The sequence below is a fragment of the Methylobacterium sp. P1-11 genome (assembly GCF_008329595.1).
Taxonomy (GTDB): domain Bacteria; phylum Pseudomonadota; class Alphaproteobacteria; order Rhizobiales; family Beijerinckiaceae; genus Methylobacterium.
In genome coordinates this window covers 174,201-188,950 of record NZ_NPKS01000010.1, presented here as the reverse complement: position 1 = coordinate 188,950, position 14,750 = coordinate 174,201, and the positions used below count along the sequence as shown (strand labels likewise).

The window sequence follows — 14,750 nt, the reverse complement described above, 5'->3', positions numbered from 1 at the left end:
GCGCTGGCGCCAGATCCGCCGCAGCGACGCGTCGGTCATGCGCGCCAGCACGGCGGCGTCCTTCACCGGGATCATCGCCTGGTAGTAGTAGCGGTTCAGCGCCCAGGCGCGGACCTGATCCTTCGACAACTTGCCGTCGTGCAGCAGCCGGTGGAACGGGTGCAGGTTGTGGTAGCGGCGCGCGCCGATGTCGCGCAGGGCCGCCTCCAGCTCTTCGGCACTCAGGAGACGCTGGCTGTCGGCGGCGTCGGGGGTCGGAAAGATGGCGTTCATGGCGTGTCCGGGACTGTGCCTGTGACAGCAGAGGAAGTGAACCTGCCCCGGACCCGCTTTGATTCAGATCAAGAACCTGCAGGATCTGACACCTTAGTCCCGAAGGTGCCGAATGACCCGTCTGTCTGCCACGGATTTCTGGCACGGGCGGTCCCTCTCGGTGGCTGGCAAGGATTTGCCTGCGCCCCATCCCGGAGCCACCCCGATGTTGCCCGAACGTGTCGGTGATCTTCTCGCCACCAGGGCGCTGCACAGCGTGCGCGGCTCGTTCACGGTCGCCGCAGCCTGTCATAAGTTGCGAGCGTACTGCATCGGGGCGGTTGCAGTGCTGGACGGATCGAAGCTCGTCGGTATCTTGAGCGAGCGCGACATCCTTGTCCGCGTCATCGCCGGTCATCGGGACCCGATGCTCGTCCTGGTCCGGGAGGTTATGACGCCAGATCCACGCACGATCCCGGCGCACGCATCCGTCGCAGAGGCGCTTCGCGTCATGCGGGCCGGGGGGTTTCGCCATCTCCCGGTCACGCGGCATGGGGTCGTGATCGGCATGCTCTCCCTGCGGGATATCCCGTACCATTTCCAGGTGTCCGGGCATGAGCCCCGAGCGGCCCTGGCGGCTCCTGCTCTTGGTTGAGCGCAGTCCATCCCCCCGGGGCCACCCGATCGGTGCTAAGCTTGAGGCAGATCAAGGCACCCTTCCCGCGATCGACCTATTCGGATCCGACGAAGGATCGGGCACTGCAATGCCGAAGCACACGGGACCCGTCCTCGTCGTCGATGACGACGAGGCCGTCCGCGACTCGCTGAAATTCGCCCTGGAACTCGAGGGGCTGGATGTCCGGCTATACGCGGGCGGCGCGGAGCTTCTGCGCGACACCGCGTTGCCGAGCACCGGTTGTCTCCTGGTAGACTACGCGATGCCCGACATGGACGGGCTCAAGCTCGTCGGACATCTGCGCGAACACAACGTTGTCCTTCCCGCCATCCTGATGACCGGGCGGCCTTCCGGCGATCTGCGGCGCCTTGCAGCCGATGCCGGCTTCAGACGCCTGGTGGAGAAACCGTTCGAGGACGGTTCGCTGCTCGAAGGCATTCAGGACGCCCTCTCCGCGGGACGATGATCGGGTGGTCCTCCGTAAAACCCCTTAAGAGAAGCACCCGAATTTCGCCTCTGCGGGGAGGAGCGTAGCCAGGCGCTACGTTCCGATCCCGGAGGCTTCCATGCAGACCGCCCTCGCCACTGCCGGCCTCGCTCCTGTCTTCGCCGGAAACATGCCGGCCATCGCCCTCCCGCCTCTCCCCGCATCCGAGTCCCGGACCCTGACGCGGCGGACATTCGAGGCCAACGCCGAGATCTATGCCGAGGGGGATCGGGCCCTGTCCTTCTACAAAGTCGCCGTCGGGGTCGTGCGCACCTACAAGCTCCTGTCGGATGGGCGGCGACAGATCAGTGCCTTCTACCTGCCGGGCGACATCTTCGGCCTGGAATCCGGCGAGGATCACCGCTTCAGCGCCGACGCCGTGACCGAGACGCGGCTGATCATCCACCGCCGCGAGCCGCGCGCGCTCGCGGGCGACGACGGACTCTTGGCCCGCGAAGTCGTGGCCGCGATGATGCGCGACCTGGAGCGGGCGCAGGAGCATATGATGCTGCTCGGGCGCAAGTCCGCCAGGGAACGGATCGCAAGCTTCCTCCTCGCGCTTTCGGAGCGGACGAAGTCCGAGGGCGGAGCGATCTGCCTGCCGATGTCGCGCAACGACATGGCCGACCATCTCGGCCTGACGATCGAGAGCGTGTCCCGAGCCGTGACCCAGCTCGAGCGCGACGGGCTGATCGAGCTGCCGCCGAACCGCCGGACCGTGATCCTGCGCAACGCTGCCGCGCTGCGCCACCTCGCGGATTGAGTGGGGCGCAGGCCGGGAGGCCTAACCGGGTTCGCGGATATCGGAACCGTCATCCGCGCCGCAGGCCGCATGCCCGCGCAGGAGCATCGCCCGGATCCGGTGCGTGCGCGCCATCGTCCAGAGCACAGACAAAGCCGGCTGTGCCCTGTCCGGATCGAGCCGCGCCGCCTTCTCGGCGAGGCTGCCCGCCAACGCCTCATGGGTGCGCGCTCGGAGCAGCATGTCCGCGGGGGTATCCCATTCCGACGGGGACGGTCGCCCCGGCTGGATGGGATCCTTGAAGGATCGCAGGGCCATTTCTTCGCTCAAGGATAGAGACGCAGGCGGCGCCAACCCGGGCCGTCCTTCATGAATCGGATCCGGTCGTGGAGGCGAAATGCGCCATCCTGCCAGAACTCGATCGAGACCGGCGCGATCCGGTACCCCGACCAATGTGCCGGGCGCGGCACCGGACCGCCGTCGAAGCGGGCTGACGCGGCCGCGACCTCGCGCACCAGGGTCGCGCGGTCGACGAGCGGTTGCGACTGCCGGCTCGCATGGGCACCGATGCGGCTCTCCCGCGGGCGGCTGGCAAAATAGAGGTCGGCATCCTCCGGGGAGAGCCGGGTGACGGACCCGCGGGCGCGCACCTGACGACGGAGGCTCTTCCAGTGCAGCACGATGGCCGCCTGGGCATTCTCGGCGAGTTCCTCGCCCTTCGTGGACTGGTCGTTCGTAAAGAACGCGAATCCGCGCGCGTCGAAGGCTTTCAAGAGCATGATCCGGACATCCGGCAAGCCATCGGCTCCGCTCGTCGCGAGCGCCATCGCGTTGGGATCGTTCGCCTCGGATCGCGCCGCCTCGGCCATCCAGTCCTGGAAGAGCGACCAGGGTTCTTCCCGGAGCGTGAAGTCGTCAGATGCCGGACCGGTCGCCGGAATCGCCCCGGATCCTAGAGTTCGCATCGCCGGGTTTGCCGTCATGGCCGCCCTACCCTCCGCCGATCTTCCCGGCGACTTTGCCAAGTCTTCGGGCCTCGGCTTACGAATGCCGTCCCGTTCCCGGCGTTGATTCACGTCAAGGACGAGGCGCGGCGAGACCGGAGCGACGCTCGGGCCGGGCTCGGCTCGTCAGGCCCGCGACGGCATTGACTTCGTCGTCGCGCCGGGCGCGGCGATCCCGTGCCTCAAGTCATGAACCGCGCCCGAGGCATCGGCTCAGGCCTCGGCCAAGCCGTCCGATTTTTGGGCCGGCGGTCGACGCCCCATCTTCGGCGCCCCGATCGGGGCGGCAAGCTCGGCAGTTTGATCCTGATCAAGGATCGGACTGGGCGAGTCGCGTTCATGGACGCGTCTGCCAAGCTGGCCATCGCCACATATCCCTGGATCGAACCACGTCCATGTTCCGACAGATCATCCCTGCGGCCGTCGCACTCGGGCTCGTCACGAATCCTGCGAAATCCGCCGATCTTCCGACCTTCGCAGCTTCTCCCGAAGCGCCTCCGCTCGTCTCAAGCTGGTCTCCATGGCTCGTGCGGGTCCGCGCCCTCGGCGTCCTGCCGGATGCCGGCGCGCGTCTGGCGGCAGCGGGTGCGCCGATTGCCGGTGCCGGGGTGCGCATCACGGAATCGGCAATTCCCGAACTCGACATCTCCTACTTCTTCACCCGCAACATCGCTGCAGAGTTGATTCTCGGCGTGACGCGGCACGGCATCCAGGGCGCCGGTACTCTTGCAGGAACGCGCATCGGCAGTACTTGGATTCTGCCCCCGACCCTCACGCTGCAATATCACTTCGACGGCTTCGGTCCCTTGAAGCCCTACATTGGCGCAGGCGTGAACTACTCGATCTTCTTCGGCGAGCGGGAGCGCAGCGGCTTCACGGGCTTTCGCCTCTCGAACAGCTTTGCGCCCGCCCTCCAGGCTGGCTTCGATTACATGCTCGATGAGCACTGGGGCGTGAACGTCGACGTGAAGAAGCTCTTCCTGGACACCAAGGTCAAGCTGAATGCCGGCGTGATTCGAGGGCGTGTCGACATCGATCCTTGGATCGTCGGTGCCGGCATAACTTACAAGTTCTAGGCACCATCAGCGCTCCGTCTGCAAGGACGAACTGTGCGCCAGCCAGGATCTGGCTGCGCTGCGTGCCGCTGTCGTCAGAACCTGGTCCGCGGCGGCATCAAGGGCCGGTTGATCTCGATCAAAGCGGGCGGGAGGTCGCGTGCTAGGTTCGGCCCGCCGGGTCGAGACCCCGGCGCGACCGAGGCGATCTCGCCAACGTCGTTACCTCCCATCGACTCGGTCCCGCAGCCGTCAGGCAGGCGGGGCCACCTTCGAGGCAGTCTCCTGGCCGCATCGGCATGCCGCGCCCGGGATCGGGAAAAGCGGCGCGGGATCCGTTCCGCCGTCGCCCCGCCCCGGCGGGTCGCGGACAAACCCGCCAGCATGCTCGAGCCCAGATCCCGCATCAGCCTGCGGACGACCCTGGCGCGGGCTCCGCCGGCTCATGCGTCGGGTCCTCGGTTGCGCGTCAGCTCGCGGACGCCGTCACGGCTGCCCGCCCGCCGGCAGCGGGTCGGCAACCGGCCGGAACGCCGACACGACGGCGGAATCGGTATCGAGACGCCCCGCTCCGATCAGGTCGAGGCAGTAGGGGATCGCCGGCATCACGGCCAGCAACGAAATGCGGATCGCGGAAGGGCGCCCCGGGAGATTGACGATGAGGGCCCGGCCTCGGATGCCGGCCGTCTGGCGGGACAGAATGGCGGTCGGGACCTGCTCCAGGCTCCGCGCACGGAGCATTTCGCCGAAGCCCGGCATCATCCTCTCGCACGCCGCCTGTGTGCCCTCCGGCGTCAGGTCGCGCGGCGCAGGGCCGGTTCCCCCCGTCGTCAGGACGAGATCGCAGCGCTCCACGTCGACAAGCTCGACGATGGCATCGCGCACGCTCTCCACCCCGTCCGGGACGAGGCGAGAGACGGACTTCCAGGGCGAGAGCAGCATGGCTGCGAGTTCCCGGCGGATCGCAGGACCGCCTTCGTCGCTATAGAGACCGGCCGCGGCCCGATCCGATACGGTCAGGATGCCGATGCGTGCCGTGCCGGTGACGAGTCCGCTCACGCCTAACCCCCTGTGACGCTCATGTGCCGCGCGATGGCGGGGCCGGAGATCCGGTCGGCGACGAAGTCGTGGCCGCTCGGCTTGTGCGCGATGGCGTCGTCGATGGCGTCGTGGAGGAGTCCGTCGCCCTCGGAACCGCGGAGGGCGGCGCGCAGGTCGCGACCGGCCTCGTGCCCGAGGCAGGTGTAGAGCTGGCCGGCGCAGGTCACGCGAACCCGATTGCAGCCCTCGCAGAAAGTGTGGGTCAGCGGCGTGATGAAGCCGAGGCGGCCACCAGTCTCGGCCACGCGGACATAGCGCGCAGGACCGGCGGAGCGGTAGGCGAGCGGCTCCAGGGTCAGGGTGCGCGACAGGCGGTGGCGCACCACGTCGAGGGGCAGAAACCGCGCCGCGCGGTCATGCCCGGTCTCGCCGAGCGGCATGACTTCGATCAGGGTCAGGTCCATTCCCCGCCCATGGGCAAAGCGGACGAGATCGCCCAGCTCGTCCTCGTTGACGTCCCGCAGGGCGACGACGTTGAGCTTCACGGACAGGCCTGCGCTCTGTGCGGCGTCGAGACCATTCAGGACCTCGGCCAAGTCGCCCCTGCGGGTGATGGTACGGTACCGATCCGGGTCCAACGTATCGAGCGAGACGTTGATGCGCCGGACTCCGCAGGCTGCCAGATCCTGCGCCCGCTGCGCCAGCATCGTGCCGTTGGTCGTCAAGGTCAGCTCGTCCAGAGTTCCGGCATCCAGGTGCCGGCTCAAGCTACCCAGCAGAGCGGTCACGTCGCGGCGGACCAAGGGCTCGCCGCCCGTGAGGCGGATCCGGCGCACGCCGCGCGCGACGAAGGCGGAGCAGAGCCGGTCAAGCTCCTCCAGGGTCAGAAGGTCCCGCCGAGGCAGAAAGGTCATCTGCTCGGACATGCAGTACGTGCAGCGCAGGTCGCAGCGGTCCGTCACCGACACGCGCAAGTAGTTCACATGCCGGCCGTATCCATCGACCAGGGGCCGGCCGCGTCCCGAGAATGCCGGGCAGGTCATCGCAGGGACTCCGAAGGCGCCCTGGCGGCCCGGCCGCGCAGACGGGGACAAGTCAGTGGCCATGTTCGCATGTCTGGGATCTTTCCGGCGGCCTGAGAGCGAACTCGACCATGCGGCGCAGGCAAGCGAGGCCTGGCTCGGCCGATTGCCCCATGATTCCGAGCATTGTGATCCAGTCTTCGTCAGCCGCACCGTCGGAGAACAGCCGTACGGCACGGGCTGCGAACGCCCCCGGTGCCACGCCAGCCTGGCTGGACGCGTCTCGAACGCGCCCGAGCAGGACGAGGTCGTCCAGCTGAACCAGGGCCTCGGCGGCGACCGCTTCGTCGTCGAGGTGTGCGATGATGTCGCCGAGCAGCATGATTGGGCCTTCAATGGACGTTGAACGTGCCGGGGGTGGGCACCTCGATGCCCTCGATCTTCGCTTGGCCGAGGAGGCGCGCGACGTATTGAGCCTGTGCGCGGCGGCGTACGGCCTCCGACAAGTACTCGGCCACGCGCTGTCGGACGGCCTCAAACGGCACCGTGCCGCCCGCAACACGACGGTCGAGGCGGATGACGTGGAATCCGTACCGGGTCTCGACGGGCGCCGGCGAGAACTCGCCCGCCCGCATCGTGAGGAGCGCCCGCTCGAATTCCGGAGTGGTCTGCCCGGCCGTGATCTGGCCGAGGCTGCCGCCGAGCTTTCCCGATGGGCAGGCGGAATGGACGCGCGCGAGTTCGCCGAACGTGTCCGGCTCGACCCGCAGCATATCGAGGGCCATCAGGGCATTGAATCGTGCCAGCTCATAAGCGGTCGCATTGTCCTTCGTCGCAGCGAAGAGGATGTGCGAGGCTTGATAGATGTCGGAAGACCGGAAGCGGGCGAGATTGCGCTCGTAATAGCGCTGGCATTCCTGCTCCGTAGGCTCGGGGACGACCGCCTCGCGCTCGACGAGCGCGCGCATGTTGGCCTCCTCATCGGTCTCGAGGCGGCCTTCCGCGTCGACCGCAGGCTCGGCTTGGATGCCGAGCCGCCTGGCCTCCTGGGACAGCGCCTCGCGCAGGACGAGCGCGAGCGCGGCCGCTTTCCACGCCGCACCTGGCGTGGGCGCGGCGTGGTTTTGGACCTCGTGCGAGATCATCGCCCGGGAAATGGTCACGCCGTTGACCCGGATCGGCACCCTGGGTGCGGCAGGCACGGTGTGGAGCGAGCAGGCGGACATCGTTCGGTCCTCGGATGCGGGAGGGGGCGAGGCCCCGGAGAGGTCCCCGGGGCCTCGGCTCACTCGGCGGCTTGCGGAGCCCGCGCGGGCCGGAGGCCGTGGGCGGGAATGGGAAGCAACGCGGGCTGGCGAACGGCTTGCGGCTTCTTCGTGCGCACCACTTGGTAGCCGCGGCGGCCGAGGTACCAGACCGGTGCCGACCAGACGTGGACCAGTCGTGTGAACGGGAAGACGAGGAAGATGGTCATGCCGAGCACGAGGTGCAGCTTGAACACCGGGTTAACGTCGGCGACGAGATCCGCGACACCGGGCTTGAGCGTCAGCACACCCTGAGCCCAGTTCATGAACTTGACCATCTCGTGGCCGTCCATGTGGCCGAGCGATATCGGGATCGTCGAGAGCCCGAGGATCAGCTGTGCGTAGAGCATCAGCAGGATGGCTGTGTCAGAGAACGACGACGTGGCTCGAATACGCGGATCATAAAGGCGGCGGTGGACCAACAGGGTCAGGCCGACGAAGCAGGCCGTCCCGGCGACGCCGCCCGCCACGATGGCGAGCCCCTGCTTGAAACCATGGCCGATGCCCAGCGCATCGAAGACTGCGATGGGCGTCAGGAGCCCGACGAGGTGTCCGGCGAAGATGGCCAGGACGCCGACGTGGAACAGCACCGAGCCGAGCATGAGTTGCTTACGGCGCAGCAGCTGACTGGAACCGGTCTTCCAAGTGTACTGCTCGCGGTCGAAGCGGATCAGCGAACCGACCAGGAAAGTGGTCAAGCAGAGGTAGGGATACCAGCCAAACAGGATGTGATTGAGATCGATGGTCATGGCTCTCAATCCTCAGGCGCGGGAGGACAGGTGGGTGAAGACGGTGCGCGCGGGACGGACCTCGTCGACCGCGACCCCGGGGGCAGGACGCCGGGCCTGGCGTACCTTCGCGGTGAGGACGTCGACCCCGCATTCGGCGCCTGAGCCGAGGCCGAAGCGGACTTCCTCCTCCTCCCATGCGGCGTCGAGCGCCCGCAGGTCGGTCGGATCGTCACCGGCGTCCGGAACGACGGCGTCGAGGGCCTCGGCCGTCGGTTGCGCGGCGGCGATGGCAACGAGCGCCTCGAACACCGCCGCGTAGGCGGATTCCTTCTTGCGCAGGCGCTCGCCGAGGGCCGCGAATACGTGCGCCGGTTCCGACAGCAGGTGGCGCGCCTCGTCCTGCGGCCGCAGAGAGCAGAACTCCAGGAAGAGCGGGACGAAATCCGGAAGTTCGCCGCAATCGATCTCGAAGCCGGCCGTGGCATAGACCGAGCGCAAGTCGACCATCGCCTGCCCACGGTCGCGACTCTCGCCGTGCACGTGCTCGAACAGGTGCAGCGACAGCGAGCGGGTGCGGTCGAACAGCATCCCGTATCGCTCCTGCAGATCGTAGACGTCCTCGACGGAGAGCGCCGACAGCAGCGGCTCCAGCGCCTCAAGCTGCTCCGTCGCAACGACCGCCTCCTCGTGCAGGAGGTCGCGGATCTCGGGAACGGCCGAAGCCTGTGTGGATGAAGGGTAGGCGAGCAGGGCCGAGAGGGCCTTCAGCGTCTTCATGGTGGACCTCCTTCGCGCCGTCACGCCACTTCCATCGGAGTCTTGGCCCGGGCAGGCTTGGGCGCACCGAACAGGTTCGTCGCCGTCGTCCCGCCCGAGCAGCCGTTTCCGAAGGAGAAGCCGCAGGATCCGCGCAGATCGTAGGCATCCTCGATGCCCATCTCGCGGTGGCTGGTCGGGATCACGAACCGGTCCTCGTAATTCGCGATGGCCATGACCCGGTACATGTCCTCGATCTGGGCGCCGGTCAGCCCGACGCGCCTCGCGACCGCCTCGTCGAGAACGCCATCGATGGTTTTGGCGCGCATGTAGGCGCGCATCGCGAGCATGCGCTCCAGGCCGGTGACCACCGGCGCCTCCTTTCCCGCCGTCAGGAGGTTGACGAGGTATTTCACCGGGATGCGCAGGCTCTTCACGTCCGGCATCTCGCCGTCGAGACCGATCTTGCCGGCGGAGGCGGCCGACTGGATCGGCGAGAGCGGCGGCACGTACCAGACCATCGGCAGGGTCCGGTATTCGGGGTGGAGCGGGAACGCGATCTTCCACTCCATCGCCATCTTGTAGACCGGCGACCGTCGGGCGGCCTCGAGCCAAGCCTCGGCGATGCCGGCCTTACGCGCCTCGGCGATCACGTGCGGGTCCGCGGGATCGAGGAACACCCTGAGTTGCGCCTCGTAGAGATCCTCCTCGTCGCGCGTCGAAGCCGCCGACTCGATGCGGTCGGCGTCGTAGAGAACCACGCCCAGGTAGCGGATGCGGCCGACGCAGGTCTCCGAGCAGACCGTCGGCTGACCGGCCTCCAGACGCGGATAGCAAAGCGTGCATTTCTCGGACTTACCCGAAGACCAGTTGTAGTAGATCTTCTTGTAGGGGCAGCCTGAGACGCACATGCGCCAGCCGCGGCACTTGTCCTGGTCGATCAGGACGACGCCATCCTCCTCGCGCTTGTAGATCGCGCCCGAGGGGCAGGAGGCGACGCAGGCCGGGTTGAGGCAATGCTCGCACAACCGCGGCAGGTACATCATGAAGGTGTTCTCGAACTGGCCGTAGATCTCCTCCTCGACCCCTTCGAAGTTCTTGTCCTGGCGGCGCTTGGCGAACTCGCCGCCCAGGATCTCCTCCCAATTCGGGCCCCACTCGATCTTCTCCATGCGCGCGCCGGTGATCTTCGAGCGGGGACGGGCGGTGGGGAAGGCCTGGACCTCGGGCGCTCTCTGCAAATGCTGATAGTCGAAATCAAACGGCTCGTAATAATCGTCGATTTCCGGCAAATCCGGATTGGCGAAGATGTTGGCGAGGATGCGCCACTTCGCGCCGATCCGCGGCTCGATCTTTCCGTTCTGGCGGCGGGTCCATCCGCCCTTCCACTTGTCCTGGTTTTCCCAATCCTTGGGGTAGCCGATGCCCGGCTTCGTCTCGACATTGTTGAACCAGGCGTATTCGACCCCCTCGCGGTTGGTCCAGACGTTCTTGCAAGTCACCGAACAGGTGTGGCAACCGATGCACTTGTCGAGGTTGAGAACCATCGCGATCTGAGCGCGGACTTTCATGACAGGGTCCTCTTGGCTGCCGTTGGTCACGGCGCCAATCATTGGGACGGATACCCGCGGGACCGGCCGCGGGACATTCGGGATGGTCCCCTAAGGGAGATGCCGGAGGCGTCGGCGATTGCCGGGCCTGTGCCGGGACCGCTACTCCGCAGCCTGGAGGGCGGGCCGATCCGCCTCCGCGCCGCCGTCCAGCGGCCCATCGAGCCAATCGACCTTGGCCATCTTCCGGATGACCACGAACTCGTCTCGGTTCGCGCCCACAGTCCCGTAATAGTTGAAGCCGTAGGAGAGCTGCGCGTAGCCGCCGATCATGTGCGTCGGCTTCAGCACGACCCGGGTCACCGAGTTATGGATGCCGCCGCGCTGGCCCGTGATGCCGGAGCCCGGCGTGTTCACGATCTTCTCCTGCGCATGATACATCATGCACATGCCGTCCTTGACGCGCTGGGAGACCACCGCGCGGGCCGAGATCGCGCCGTTGACGTTGTAGACGTCGATCCAGTCGTTGTCGGCGATGTCGGCCCGGCGGGCGTCGTTCTCGCTGATCCAGACCACGGGCCCGCCGCGGTTGAGTGTCAGCATCAGCAGGTTGTCCGAGTAGGTGGAGTGGATGCCCCACTTCTGGTGCGGGGTAATGAAGTTCAGCACCACCTCGGGGTTGCCGTTGTCGACACGGCCCTGGATCGGCTTGATCGTCTTCAGGTCGACCGGCGGCCGGTAGACGCAGAACCCCTCGCCGAAGGCCCGCATCCACAGATGGTCCTGGTAGAGCTGCTGGCGCCCGGTCAGCGTCCGCCACGGGATCAGCTCGTGGACGTTCGTGTAGCAGGCGTTGTAGCAGACCTTCTCGGACTCGAGCCCCGACCAGATCGGCGACGAGATGATCTTGCGCGGCTGCGCGACCACGTCGCGGAAGCGAATCTTCTCGTCTTCCTTCGGCAGGGCGAGGTGGGCGTGCTCGCGCCCCGTGGCCTTGCTTAAACTCTCCCAGGCTTTGACGGCGACCTCGCCATTCGTCTCCGGCGCCAGCATGAGGAGCACCTCGCAGGCGTCGATCGCCGTGTCGATGCGCGGCAGGCCCTTGGTCGGGCCCTCCTCGGCCACGACTCCGTTGAGTTCCTTCAGGAGCTCAACCTCGTGCTCCGTGTTCCAGCCCATGCCCTTGCCGCCGTTGCCGATCTTGGTCATCAGCGGCCCGAGCGACGTGAAGCGCTTGAACAGGTTGGGATAGTCGCGCTCGACCACCGTGACCGACGGCATGGTCTTGCCGGGAACGGGCTCGACGGCGCCGGTCTTCCAGTCCTTCACGTCGAAGGCTTGCGCGATCTCGGCCGGGGTGTCGTGCAGGATGGGCGTCAGCACCACGTCCGTCTCGACCCCGAGCACCTCCGGGGCGACACGCGAGAACGTCTCGGCGAGGCCCTTGTAGATGTTCCAGTCGGAGCGGGCCTCCCACACGGGGTCCACCGCCGCCGAGAGCGGGTGTATGAACGGGTGCATGTCGGAGGTGTTGAGGTCGTCCTTCTCGTACCAGGTCGCAGTCGGCAGCACGATGTCCGAGTAGACGCAGGTCGTCGACATGCGGAAGTCGAGGGTGACCAGGAGGTCGAGCTTTCCTTCCGGCGCCTGCTCGTGCCAGACGACCTCGTCCGGCTTGCGGCGTCCCTCTTCGCCGAGATCCTTGCCGAGCACCCCGTGGGACGTGCCGAGCAGGTGCTTGAGGAAGTATTCGTGCCCCTTCCCCGACGAGCCGAGCAGGTTCGAGCGCCAGACGAACAGGTTGCGCGGCCAGTTCTTCGGGTTGTCGGGATCCTCGCACGACATCCTGAGGGCGCCGGACTTGAGGCCTTGCGCCACGTAATCCCTCGGATCCAGGCCCGCGGCGGCGGCCTCAGCGGCGATGCCGAGCGGGTTCTGCTCCAACTGGGGCGCCGAGGGCAGCCAGCCCATGCGCTCGGCCCGGACATTGTAGTCGATCATGGCCCCGTCCCAGGGCCCGGCCGGGGCCGTCGGGGAGAGGATCTCCTTCACGTCGAGGGTCTCGTAGCGCCACTGGTCCGTGTGGGCGTAGAAGGCCGAGGTCGAGTTCTGCTGGCGCGACGGGCGGCCCCAATCGAGGCCGAAGGCGAGCGGCGCCCAGCCGGTCTGGGGCCGCAGCTTCTCCTGGCCGACATAATGTGACCAGCCGCCACCGGACTTGCCCACGCAGCCGCACATGACCAGCATGTTGATCGCGCTGCGATAGTTCATGTCCATATGATACCAATGGTTCATCGCAGCGCCGATGATGATCATCGAACGGCCATCGGTCTTCTCGGCGTTCCGGGCGAATTCCCGCGCCACGGTGACGATCTGGTCTCGCGGAACCCCGGTGATCCTTTCCGCCCAGGCCGGGGTGTAGGGCTCGTCAGCATCGAAGGAGGTGGCGACGTTGCCGCCACCGAAGCCGCGATCGAGGCCGTAATTGGCCAGGAACAGGTCGTACACGGTGGCGACCAGCGCCTCGCCCTCGGTCGTGGCGAGCCGCTTCACGGGGACGCGGCGCTCGATCACGCTGGCATGGTCGCTGCTGGCGAAATGGTCGTGGACGATATTGCCGAAATACGGGAAGGCGACGTCCTCGAAACCGTCCTCGGCACCGGCGAGCGACAGGCGCAGGTCGACCTCACCGCCGTCGGAGCGCTTGGCCTCCAGGTTCCACCTTCCGGTCTCGCCCCAGCGGAAGCCGACCGAGCCGAGCGGCGCGACGAGGTCGCCCGTCGTCTCGTCGTAGGCGAGGGTCTTCCACTCGGGATTGTTCGCCTCGCCCAGTGTGCCGTCGAGGTCGGAGGCGCGCAGGAAGCGCTCAGGCACCAGCCGGCCGTCCTGACGCACGAGGCGCACCAGCATCGGCATGTCGGTGTAGCGCTTGACGTAGTCCACGAAAAACGGGACCTGCCGGTCGACGTGGAACTCGCGCAGGATCACATGGCCCATGGCCATGCCGAGGGCGGCATCCGTCCCCTGCTTCACCGACACCCACATGTCGGCGAACTTCGCGGCTTCCGAGTAATCGGGACAGATCACGACGCTCTTGGCGCCGCGGTAGCGGACCTCGGTGTAGAAGTGGGCGTCCGGCGTGCGGGTCTGCGGAACGTTCGAGCCCCACAGGATCAGGAAGCCGGAATTGTACCAATCGGCGCTCTCCGGGACGTCGGTTTGCTCGCCCCAGGTCTGCGGTGAGGCCGGCGGCAGGTCGCAGTACCAGTCGTAGAACGACATGCAGACGCCGCCGAGTAATGACAGGTAGCGGGCGCCGGCCGCGTAGGAGACCATCGACATCGCCGGGATCGGGGAAAAGCCGAAGACGCGGTCCGGACCGTGGGTCTTGACCGTGTAGGCATTGGCGGCCGCGATGATCTCGTTGACCTCGTCCCAGGTCGCCCGCACGAAGCCGCCGTGGCCGCGCACGGCGGTGTAGGCCCTGCGCCGCTCGGGATTCTCGACGATGTGCGCCCAGGCCGCCACCGGGGTCATCATGACCCGGGCCTCACGCCAGAGCTTGAGCAGGCGCGAGCGGACGAGCGGGTACTTCACGCGGTTGGCCGAGTAGAGGTACCATGAATAGCTGGCGCCACGGGCACAGCCGCGCGGCTCGTGGTTCGGGAGTTCGGGCCGCGTGCGGGGATAGTCGGTCTGCTGGGTCTCCCAGGTGACGATCCCGCCCTTGACGTAGACCTTCCACGAGCAGGAGCCGGTGCAGTTCACGCCGTGGGTCGAGCGAACGATCTTGTCGTGCTGCCAGCGCTTCCGGTAGCCGTCCTCCCAGGAGCGATCCTCGGCCGTGACGATGCCGTGCCCGCCTGAGAACGTGTCGACGTTCTTGCGGAGAAAGGTCAGCCGGTCGAGGAAGTGCGACATCGCCCTGGACTCTCTTGATCGACCGCGGCGAGGACGGCCCACCTCGGACCACGGCTCGCCTGCGGATCGCTTTCAAATGCTTCCAAGGAACAGTGTCGGAGGCCGCAAGGCCGAGCTTTGATCTGGGTCAAACGGAGCGTTGATCGCTGTCGGCCGGACTTTCCCAAGCAAACGGCCGGCGGAGGCGTGAACCTCCGCCGGCCGTGAAT

General features: G+C 67.0%; 14 protein-coding genes and 1 pseudogene. 4 read left to right on the top strand and 11 right to left on the bottom strand.

Features of this window, described 5'->3' with window-relative positions; all coding sequences use genetic code 11:
• Nucleotides 1-273: pseudogene (locus tag CIW48_RS12785) on the bottom strand (bifunctional pyrroloquinoline quinone biosynthesis protein C/D); the annotation flags it as partial.
• 205 nt (nt 274-478) lie between these two features.
• On the opposite strand from CIW48_RS12785, the gene CIW48_RS12780 reads away from it, so the two are divergent.
• From CIW48_RS12780 to CIW48_RS12770, 3 genes are all read left to right on the top strand, one after another.
• Nucleotides 479-907 (top strand): CBS domain-containing protein, encoded by a 429-nt coding sequence (locus tag CIW48_RS12780; RefSeq protein WP_091781342.1) that lies wholly within the window; start codon nt 479-481, stop codon nt 905-907.
• A 109-nt stretch (nt 908-1,016) separates the two neighbouring features.
• Nucleotides 1,017-1,394, top strand: coding sequence for a response regulator (locus CIW48_RS12775; protein ID WP_091781339.1), 378 nt, complete (start codon nt 1,017-1,019; stop codon nt 1,392-1,394).
• A 100-nt stretch (nt 1,395-1,494) separates the two neighbouring features.
• A complete protein-coding gene (locus CIW48_RS12770; RefSeq protein ID WP_149311111.1) occupies nt 1,495-2,178 on the top strand; it encodes a helix-turn-helix domain-containing protein in 684 nt (227 codons plus the stop codon).
• A gap of 21 nt (nt 2,179-2,199) precedes the next feature.
• On the opposite strand, the gene CIW48_RS12765 is transcribed toward CIW48_RS12770, so the two are convergent.
• Together CIW48_RS12765 and pdxH are read right to left on the bottom strand one after the other, a co-directional pair.
• The gene (locus tag CIW48_RS12765) at nt 2,200-2,400 is read right to left on the bottom strand and encodes a hypothetical protein (protein ID WP_149311110.1); all 201 of its coding nucleotides are present in this window, start codon (nt 2,398-2,400) and stop codon (nt 2,200-2,202) included.
• 83 nt (nt 2,401-2,483) lie between these two features.
• Entirely contained in the window at nt 2,484-3,122 is a 639-nt protein-coding gene (gene pdxH / locus CIW48_RS12760; protein ID WP_197739350.1) for a pyridoxamine 5'-phosphate oxidase, read from the bottom strand.
• Nucleotides 3,123-3,556: 434 nt separating this feature from the next.
• Between pdxH and CIW48_RS12755 the strand changes: the two genes are divergently transcribed.
• Nucleotides 3,557-4,237 carry an OmpW family outer membrane protein gene (locus CIW48_RS12755; RefSeq protein WP_149311108.1) on the top strand — a complete coding sequence of 227 codons (681 nt, stop codon included), beginning with the start codon at nt 3,557-3,559 and terminating at the stop codon, nt 4,235-4,237.
• A gap of 465 nt (nt 4,238-4,702) precedes the next feature.
• Here the strand turns inward: CIW48_RS12755 and mog are convergent, their stop codons facing one another.
• From mog to CIW48_RS12715, 8 genes are all read right to left on the bottom strand, one after another.
• On the bottom strand, nt 4,703-5,275 hold the full coding sequence (gene mog, locus CIW48_RS12750; RefSeq protein WP_149311107.1) for a molybdopterin adenylyltransferase: 573 nt from the start codon (nt 5,273-5,275) through the stop codon (nt 4,703-4,705).
• 2 nt (nt 5,276-5,277) lie between these two features.
• The gene (gene moaA, locus CIW48_RS12745; protein ID WP_149311106.1) at nt 5,278-6,300 is read right to left on the bottom strand and encodes a GTP 3',8-cyclase MoaA; all 1,023 of its coding nucleotides are present in this window, start codon (nt 6,298-6,300) and stop codon (nt 5,278-5,280) included.
• Nucleotides 6,301-6,352: 52 nt separating this feature from the next.
• Nucleotides 6,353-6,661, bottom strand: a complete 309-nt coding sequence (locus CIW48_RS12740; protein WP_149311105.1) for a hypothetical protein — start codon at nt 6,659-6,661, stop codon at nt 6,353-6,355.
• A 10-nt stretch (nt 6,662-6,671) separates the two neighbouring features.
• Entirely contained in the window at nt 6,672-7,505 is an 834-nt protein-coding gene (locus tag CIW48_RS12735; protein ID WP_149311104.1) for a peptidylprolyl isomerase, read from the bottom strand.
• A gap of 59 nt (nt 7,506-7,564) precedes the next feature.
• Complete coding sequence (gene narI, locus CIW48_RS12730) at nt 7,565-8,332, bottom strand: respiratory nitrate reductase subunit gamma (RefSeq protein ID WP_149311103.1); 768 nt, start codon at nt 8,330-8,332, stop codon at nt 7,565-7,567.
• A gap of 12 nt (nt 8,333-8,344) precedes the next feature.
• Complete coding sequence (gene narJ / locus CIW48_RS12725; protein ID WP_149311102.1) at nt 8,345-9,091, bottom strand: nitrate reductase molybdenum cofactor assembly chaperone; 747 nt, start codon at nt 9,089-9,091, stop codon at nt 8,345-8,347.
• Between the two features lie 20 nt (nt 9,092-9,111).
• A complete protein-coding gene (narH, locus tag CIW48_RS12720) occupies nt 9,112-10,641 on the bottom strand; it encodes a nitrate reductase subunit beta (RefSeq protein WP_149311101.1) in 1,530 nt (509 codons plus the stop codon).
• 141 nt (nt 10,642-10,782) lie between these two features.
• Nucleotides 10,783-14,541 carry a nitrate reductase subunit alpha gene (locus CIW48_RS12715; protein WP_149311100.1) on the bottom strand — a complete coding sequence of 1,253 codons (3,759 nt, stop codon included), beginning with the start codon at nt 14,539-14,541 and terminating at the stop codon, nt 10,783-10,785.
• Nucleotides 14,542-14,750: the final 209 nt, after the last annotated feature.

What these genes read in the sequence shown, in the direction of transcription:
- CIW48_RS12780 (WP_091781342.1), top strand. Translation starts at nt 479, where the DNA reads ATGTTGCCCGAACGTGTCGGTGATCTTCTCGCCACCAGGGCGCTGCAC.
- CIW48_RS12775 (WP_091781339.1), top strand. Translation starts at nt 1,017, where the DNA reads ATGCCGAAGCACACGGGACCCGTCCTCGTCGTCGATGACGACGAGGCC.
- CIW48_RS12770 (WP_149311111.1), top strand. Translation starts at nt 1,495, where the DNA reads ATGCAGACCGCCCTCGCCACTGCCGGCCTCGCTCCTGTCTTCGCCGGA.
- CIW48_RS12765 (WP_149311110.1), bottom strand. Translation starts at nt 2,400, where the DNA reads ATGCTGCTCCGAGCGCGCACCCATGAGGCGTTGGCGGGCAGCCTCGCC.
- pdxH (WP_197739350.1), bottom strand. Translation starts at nt 3,122, where the DNA reads ATGCGAACTCTAGGATCCGGGGCGATTCCGGCGACCGGTCCGGCATCT.
- CIW48_RS12755 (WP_149311108.1), top strand. Translation starts at nt 3,557, where the DNA reads ATGTTCCGACAGATCATCCCTGCGGCCGTCGCACTCGGGCTCGTCACG.
- moaA (WP_149311106.1), bottom strand. Translation starts at nt 6,300, where the DNA reads ATGACCTGCCCGGCATTCTCGGGACGCGGCCGGCCCCTGGTCGATGGA.
- CIW48_RS12740 (WP_149311105.1), bottom strand. Translation starts at nt 6,661, where the DNA reads ATGCTGCTCGGCGACATCATCGCACACCTCGACGACGAAGCGGTCGCC.
- CIW48_RS12735 (WP_149311104.1), bottom strand. Translation starts at nt 7,505, where the DNA reads ATGTCCGCCTGCTCGCTCCACACCGTGCCTGCCGCACCCAGGGTGCCG.
- narI (WP_149311103.1), bottom strand. Translation starts at nt 8,332, where the DNA reads ATGACCATCGATCTCAATCACATCCTGTTTGGCTGGTATCCCTACCTC.
- narJ (WP_149311102.1), bottom strand. Translation starts at nt 9,091, where the DNA reads ATGAAGACGCTGAAGGCCCTCTCGGCCCTGCTCGCCTACCCTTCATCC.
- narH (WP_149311101.1), bottom strand. Translation starts at nt 10,641, where the DNA reads ATGAAAGTCCGCGCTCAGATCGCGATGGTTCTCAACCTCGACAAGTGC.
- CIW48_RS12715 (WP_149311100.1), bottom strand. Translation starts at nt 14,541, where the DNA reads ATGTCGCACTTCCTCGACCGGCTGACCTTTCTCCGCAAGAACGTCGAC.